The sequence below is a fragment of the Nocardia vinacea NBRC 16497 genome (assembly GCF_000308835.1).
GTDB classification, from domain to species: Bacteria; Actinomycetota; Actinomycetes; order Mycobacteriales; family Mycobacteriaceae; genus Nocardia; species Nocardia vinacea.
The window spans coordinates 1-7,552 of record NZ_BAGN01000205.1 but is presented as its reverse complement, the minus strand read 5'-3'; the positions used below and the strand labels follow the sequence as shown (position 1 = coordinate 7,552).

Below are 7,552 nucleotides of genomic sequence, written 5' to 3'. Positions count from 1 at the left end.
GGATGTCCCGGTCGCGCTCGGTATGCGGCGCTCGCTCGACCTGATGATCGCGATCCACGCGGTGCTCGAGGCCGGTGGCACCTATGTGCCGCTCGATCTCGATCAGCCTGCCGAACGCATCGCCCATGTGCTCGATACCGCGGCGCCGGCCTATGTGCTGACCACGTCGCGGGACCGGTTCGCGCCGGATGGCCTGGAGTCGCTCGTTGTCGACGAGCTCGATCTGTCCGGGATCTCCGATGCCCCGGTGACCGATGCCGAGCGCGTCTCGCCGTTGCGCCCGGAGCATTTGGCATACGCGATCTTCACCTCGGGCTCCACCGGTCGCCCGAAGGGCGTCGGGGTGTCGCATGCCGCGCTGGTACACCAGATGCGCTGGCTCATCAGCGAATTCGGGATCGGCGCCGACGACGTCGCGCTGTACAAGACCCCCGCCACCTTCGACGCGTCGGTGTGGGAGCCGCTGGCGCCCTTGCTGACCGGTGGCCGGACCGTGATCGCCACCCACGACGGCTACCGCGACACCCAATATCTGACCGAGGTCATCGCGGCCGAACAGGTCACCGTGACCTCGTTCGTGCCGTCGCTGCTGACCGTATTCGCCGGCACCGTCGATTCGGCGGCACTGAGCTCGGTGCGCATGCTGCTGGTCGGCGGTGAGGCGTTCACCGGTGAGGCGGTGGAGGCGTTCCGCAAGCTCGGCCGCCCCGATATCACGCTGATAAACCTTTACGGCCCAACCGAATTCACCGTCAACGCCACCCATGCGGCCGTCGGCGAGGTGGTGCGCGGCGCGGTGCCGATCGGTGCGCCGGTCTGGAACACCCAGGCCTATGTGCTCGACGCGCGCCTGCATCCGGTGCCGCCGGGTGTCGCAGGTGAGCTGTATCTGTCGGGCGCCCAGCTGGCGCGCGGTTATCTCACCCGGCCGGATATGACGGCCGACCGCTTCGTCGCGAATCCGTTCGGCCCCAGCGGTTCTCGCATGTACCGCACCGGTGACCTGGTGACCCGCGATGCCGCGGGACAGATCGTCTACAGCGGTCGTACCGACTTCCAGGTGAAACTGCGCGGTGTCCGGATCGAGCTCGGCGAGATCGAATCCGCTTTGCGCGCCCATCCTGCCGTGGCGCAGGCGGTCGCGCTGGTCCGTTCCGACAGCAGGCTCGGTGACCAATTGGTCGCCTATGTGGTGCCGACCGAGGCCGAGCCGGAGGCGGGATTCGATACCGCGCTGCGCACGCATCTGTCCGCCATGGTGCCCACCTACATGGTGCCCGCGGCCTTCGTGACGCTGGAGGCCATGCCGCTCAATGCGAACGGCAAGCTCGATCGGCGCGCCCTGCCCAAGCCGGTCTTCGAGGTGCACACCTTCCGTGCGCCGAGCACGCCCATCGAGGAGATCGTCGCCCAGATCTTCGGCGAGGTGCTCGACCTGCCCCGGGTCGGCGTGGACGACGACTTCTTCGACCTCGGCGGCAACTCGCTGATCGCCACCCAGGTGGCCTCGCGCATCGGCACCGCACTCGATACCCGGGTGCCGGTGCGGATGGTGTTCGAGGCATCCACCGTGGCCGCGCTGGCGGCCCGGGTGGAGTCGCATGCCGGTGCCGGCGCCCGCAGTGCACTGGTCCCCCGGGAGCGCCCGGAGGAGGTGCCGCTGTCACTCGCGCAGCAGCGCATGTGGTTCCTCAACCGCTTCGATACCGCCTCGGCGGTCAACAACATTCCGGTCGCGATCCGGCTCTCCGGTGATCTCGATGTCGCCGCGCTGCAGGTCGCGGTCATCGACGTGATCGACCGGCACGAATCGCTGCGCACCGTCTTCCCGGAGACCAAGAGCGGTCCGGTTCAGGTCGTGCTCGACGCGGCGCAGATCGTGCCCGACCTGACTCCGTACCGGGTCACCGAGGAGACACTGGTCGAGCATCTGATCGACCTGGCCTCCATGGCCTTCGACGTCACCGACGAAGTGCCTTTGCACGCAAGGCTTTTCGAGATCAGCGAGTCCGAGTTCGTACTCGGCATGGTGGTGCACCACATTTCGGCCGACGGTTGGTCGATGGGGCCGCTGGCGCGTGACGTCATGGTGGCGTACGCGGCGCGCACCTCGTGGGAGTCGCCCGCCTGGTCCGCGCTGCCGGTGCAGTACGCGGACTACGCGCTGTGGCAGCGCGAGGTGCTCGGCTCCGAGGGTGATCCGACTTCGCTGATCTCCAGCCAGATCCGGTACTGGACCGAACAACTCGCCGATCTGCCCGACGAATTGGTGCTGCCTTCGGACCGCCCACGTCCGGCGATCGCCTCCTACCGCGGCGGCACCTACGCGTTCGTGATCTCCGCCGAGACCCAGCGCGCGCTGATAGATCTGGGTCGCAAGCACAATTCGTCGCTGTTCATGGTCATGCACAGTGCGCTCGCCGTGCTGCTGGCGCGGGCCAGCGGTACCAGCGATATCGCCATCGGTACCCCGGCCGCCGGTCGTGGTGAGGCCGCGCTGGACGACCTGATCGGCATGTTCGTCAATACGCTCGTATTGCGCACCGATGTCGCGGGCTCGGCGAGCTTCGCGGATCTGCTCGCCCTGGCAAGGGAAACCGACCTGCAGGCGTTCGCGCACGCGGATCTGCCGTTCGAGCGCCTGGTCGAAATTCTCAACCCGGCCCGCTCGCAGGCGCGCAATCCGCTGTTCCAGGTGATGCTGGCGTTCCAGAACGTCAAGCAGGCCAACCTCGAACTGCCCGGACTGTCGGTCAACGGCATCGATTACGACGCGCGACTGGCCAAATTCGATCTGCAGCTGACCCTGCAGGAGACCCAGGAATCGGGCGAGGCCGCCGGTATGTCGGCCGAAATCTCCTATGCCCTCGATCTTTTCGACGAGGACACGGTGGCGGCCTTCGCGCGGCGCCTCGATCGGATCCTGGCGGCCATCATCGCCGATCCGACCGTGCCGATCGGCGATATCCAGCTGCTCGACGATCAGGAAACCGCACTCGCGGTGGTCGGCTGGAACGACACCGAGCACGATTTGCTGCCGCGTCGTCAGCCCGGCCGCACCCCGCGTCGTTCCGGTGTTCGCAAGGGTGGCGGGCTCACCTTGGTCGGCGAGTTCGCCGCGCAGGCCGCCGCTACACCGGATGCGGTCGCGATCGTGGATCCGGCGACCGGAGCCTCGTTGGCCCACCCGTCGCCCGACCACCACCCCCCATCGAGTCGCTCCGCGACGCTGACATATGCCGAATTCGGTGCGCGAGTGCACCGGTTGGCGCGGCGTTTGATCGAGGCCGGTGTCGGCCCGGAAAAGCTTGTCGCCCTTGGTCTGCGGCGTTCGGTCGATTTCGTGGTCGCGGCGTACGCGGTGCAGGAAGCCGGCGGCGGCTATGTGCCGCTGGACCTGGATCAGCCGACCGAGCGGATCAGCTATGTGCTCGAGTCGGCGGCACCGGTCTGTGTGCTGACGACCTCGCGGGACAACTTCGAAAGCGGCGGGCTGCCCACGCTTTCCATCGATGAGCTCGAGCTGTCCGAGTACTCGGATGCGCCGGTCACCGATGCGGAGCGGGTCGCACCGCTGCGCCCGGAGAACACCGCGTACGTGATCTTCACGTCCGGTTCGACCGGTCGGCCCAAGGGTGTGGCGCTGCCGCATGCGGCGGTGGTGAACCAGATCCGTTGGATCACCGGTGAATACGGCATCGGTGCCGATGACGTCGTGTTGTTCAAGACCCCTGCAACGTTCGACGTGTCGGTGTGGGAGCTGTTCGGCCCGCTGAGCACCGGCGGCCGGATTGTCGTCGCGAGCCCGGACGGGCATCGCGATCCGCAGTATCTGGCGGAAGTCATTGCGGCCGAGCGGGTCACCATGACCTCGTTCGTGCCCTCGATGCTGACCGTCTTCGCGGGCAGTGTGGATGCCGCCGGTGGTGCGGCGCTCGAGTCGTTGCGCGCATTGCTGGTCGCGGGTGAGGCCTTTACCGGTGACACCGTCGCCGCCATCCGCAAGGTCAGCTCCGCCGAGCTCTACAACCTCTACGGCCCGACCGAATTCGCGGTGCACGCGACGCACGGTCCGGTGGCACAGGGGCTGGTCGGCGCGGTGCCGATCGGTCTGCCGGTCTGGAATGCACAGGCGTATGTGCTCGATGCCCGCCTGCACCCGGTCGCACCGGGTGTCGCGGGTGAGTTGTATCTGGCCGGTGCGCAGTTGGCGCGCGGCTACTTCGGGCGTACCGATCTGACCGCGGATCGCTTCGTGGCCAACCCGTTCGGCGCCTCCGGATCCCGGATGTACCGCACTGGCGACCTGGTGACCCGCAATGCCGACGGTGCCATCGTCTACCTCGGCCGTACCGACTTCCAGGTGAAGCTGCGCGGTCTGCGCATCGAGCTCGGTGAGATCGAAACCGCCCTCACCGCACACGATTCGGTGGCTCAGGCGGTGGCGCTGGTGCGTGCGGATGCGCGGACCGGCGATCAGCTGGTGGCCTATGTGGTGCCCGCCAACGGCGGCACGGTCGACCTCGACGAGCTGCGCGCGCACCTGAGCGAGCAGCTGCCGTCGTACATGGTCCCCGCCGCCATCGTGGTGCTCGACGCCATGCCGTTGAACCCCAACGGCAAGCTCGATCGGCGCGCGCTGCCCGAACCCGTCTTCGAGGCCAAGGAATTCCGCGCACCGTCGACCCCGATCGAGGAGATCGTGGTCGACATTTTCAGCGATGTGCTGAGCCACGAGCGCATCGGCATCGACGACAACTTCTTCGATCTCGGCGGCAACTCGCTGGTCGCCACCCAGGTGGTGGCGCGGCTCGGCGCGGCACTGGATACCCAGGTTCCGGTGCGACTGCTGTTCGAGGCGCCGACCGTCGCCGCGCTCGCCGCGCGCATGGAGGCCAGCGCCGGGGCCGGCGCCCGCCAGGCGCTGACTGTGCGCCCGCGGCCGGAGTACCCGCCGCTGTCGCTCGCACAGCAGCGGATGTGGTTCCTCAACCGCTTCGACGCCGATTCGGCCGCCGACAATATTCCGGCGGCGGTGCGGCTGCACGGGCATCTCGATCTGCCCGCGCTGCGCGGCGCGATCGCCGATGTGATCACCCGGCACGAGTCGCTGCGCACGATCTACCCGTCGCATGAGGGCGTGGCCTACCAGCAGGTGCTCCCGGCCGCGCGGGCGATTCCGGAGCTGGAGATCGTCCCGGTCGCCGAAAGCGAATTGGGCAGTGCCCTCTACGAATTCATCGGCCGCGGTTTCGATATCACGACCGAATCCCCGGTGCGGATTCGGCTCTACCAGGTCGAGCGCGCGCCGCTGAGCAGCAAGAAGTGGCGCGACAACACCCAGAACCACGTGCTCTCGGTCGTGGTGCATCACATTGCGGCGGACGGCTTCTCGATGCGTCCGCTGGTCCGCGATCTGATGTCGGCCTACATCGCGCGCAGTTCGGAATCCGCGCCGGTCTGGCCGCCGCTGGCGGTGCAGTACGTGGATTACGCACTGTGGCAACGCGAAACGCTCGGCTCCGAGGACGATCCGACCTCGCTGATCTCCGAACAACTCGGCTACTGGCGGGAAACCCTGGCCGGACTGCCGGAGGAACTGCGTCTCTCGCCCAAGCCGCGGCCGGTCGTCGCGTCGTATGAGGCGCGCACGCACCGATTCCAGCTGCCCGGCGTACTCGTGGAGGCGCTGAACCGCGTCGCGCACGAGCACAACACCACGCTGTTCATGGTGGTGCACAGCGCTTTCGCGACCCTGCTCGCGCGGCTGAGCGGTTCGGATGACATCGCCATCGGCATCCCGGTGGCCGGTCGTGGTGAGCAGGTCCTCGACGACCTGGTCGGCATGTTCGTCAACACCCTGGTGCTGCGCACCCAGGTCGATCCGACCGAAGCGTTCACCGATCTACTCGCCCAGGTGCGCGAACGCGATCTGCAGGCCTTCGCGCACGCCGACGTACCGTTCGAGCGTTTGGTCGAGGTGCTCAACCCGGCTCGCTCGCAGGCGCGGCATCCGCTGTTCCAGGTGATGCTCTCGTTCCAGAACCTCGGACGCACCTCGCTGGAGCTGCCCGGACTGGCGGTTTCCGAACTCGGCATCGATCCGCCGACCGCCAAGGTCGACCTGCAGCTCACGCTGAGCGAGGGCGCGGAATCGGAGATGGCCGCTGAACTCGTCTATGCCACCGACCTTTTCGACGATCGGTTCGCGGACGCCTTCGCCGAGCGCTTCGTCCGGGTGCTGCGCGGCATCACCGCCGCACCGGCGATCGTGGTGGGCGATATCGACCTGCTCGACGACACCGAGCGGGTCCAGGTGCTCGACCGGTGGAACGACACCGAATTCCCGGTGGATGCGGCGCTGACCTCACCCGTCGGCGATGCGGCCGCCACGCTGGTCTCGCTGTTCGAGGCACAGGTCGCGCGTACGCCGGACGCGGACGCGGTCACCTACGAGGGGACAAGTCTGTCGTATGCCGAGTTCGCCGCCCGGGTGCACCGGTTGGCGCGCTGGCTCAAGCAGAACGGCGTCGGGCCGGAATCGTATGTGGCTCTCGGCATGCGGCGTTCGATCGATCTGGTCGTCGGCATGTACGCGATCAATGCCGCCGGCGGTGCGTACGTGCCGCTGGATCCGGATCATCCGGCCGAGCGCATCGACTACATCCTGGAGACCGCGCGACCGGTCTGCGTGCTGACCTCCGGCACCGATCTGGAGACCACGGCATCGCGCCAGGTCCGCATCGATGAACTCGACCTCTCCGATTTCTCGGATGAACCGCTGACCGACGCGGATCGGCATCGCCCGCTGCGTCCGGGCAATACCGCGTACGTGATCTTCACCTCGGGTTCGACCGGTCGTCCCAAGGGTGTCGCGGTCTCGCACGCCGCGATCGTCAACCGCCTGGTGTGGATGCACGCCGAATACGGTCTGTCCGCCGAAGACGTTGTGCTGCAGAAGACTCCGGCGACCTTCGACGTGTCGGTGTGGGAGTTCTTCTGGCCGCTTCAGGTCGGCGCCCGCCTGGTCGTCGCCAAGCCGGACGGCCACCGCGATCCGGCCTATATGGCGCGCCTGATCGTCGACGAGCAGGTGACCACGGTGCACTTCGTGCCGTCCATGCTCTCGGTCTTCGTCGCCGAGGACCGCGCGGCCGAATGCACCAGTCTGCGTAATGTCTTCGCCTCCGGTGAGGCGCTGCCCGCCGTGGCCGCGCAGCGCCTGCGCCAGCTGACCGGCGCGCGACTGCACAACCTGTACGGCCCCACCGAGGCCGCGGTCGATGTCACCTTCCACGAGGTCACCGATGCCGATATCAGCTCGGTGCCGATCGGTGCCCCGGTGTTCAACACTCAGGTGTACGTGCTGGATTCGCGCTTGCGTCCGGTGCCAGCGGGCGTCCCGGGTGAGCTGTATCTGGCGGGTGCGCAGTTGGCGCACGGCTATGTCGGCCGCCCGGACCTGACCACCGAGCGTTTCGTCGCGAACCCGTTCGGTGCCGCCGAGCGCATGTACCGCACCGGTGACCTCGTCATGTGGACGCCGCGCGGT

At 67.6% G+C, this 7,552-nt stretch carries 1 protein-coding gene; it reads left to right on the top strand.

Going from position 1 to position 7,552, the window contains the following annotated elements:
* The coding region (locus tag ON44_RS29035; protein ID WP_040695684.1) for a non-ribosomal peptide synthetase at nucleotides 1-7,552 on the top strand (7,552 nt) is incomplete at both ends.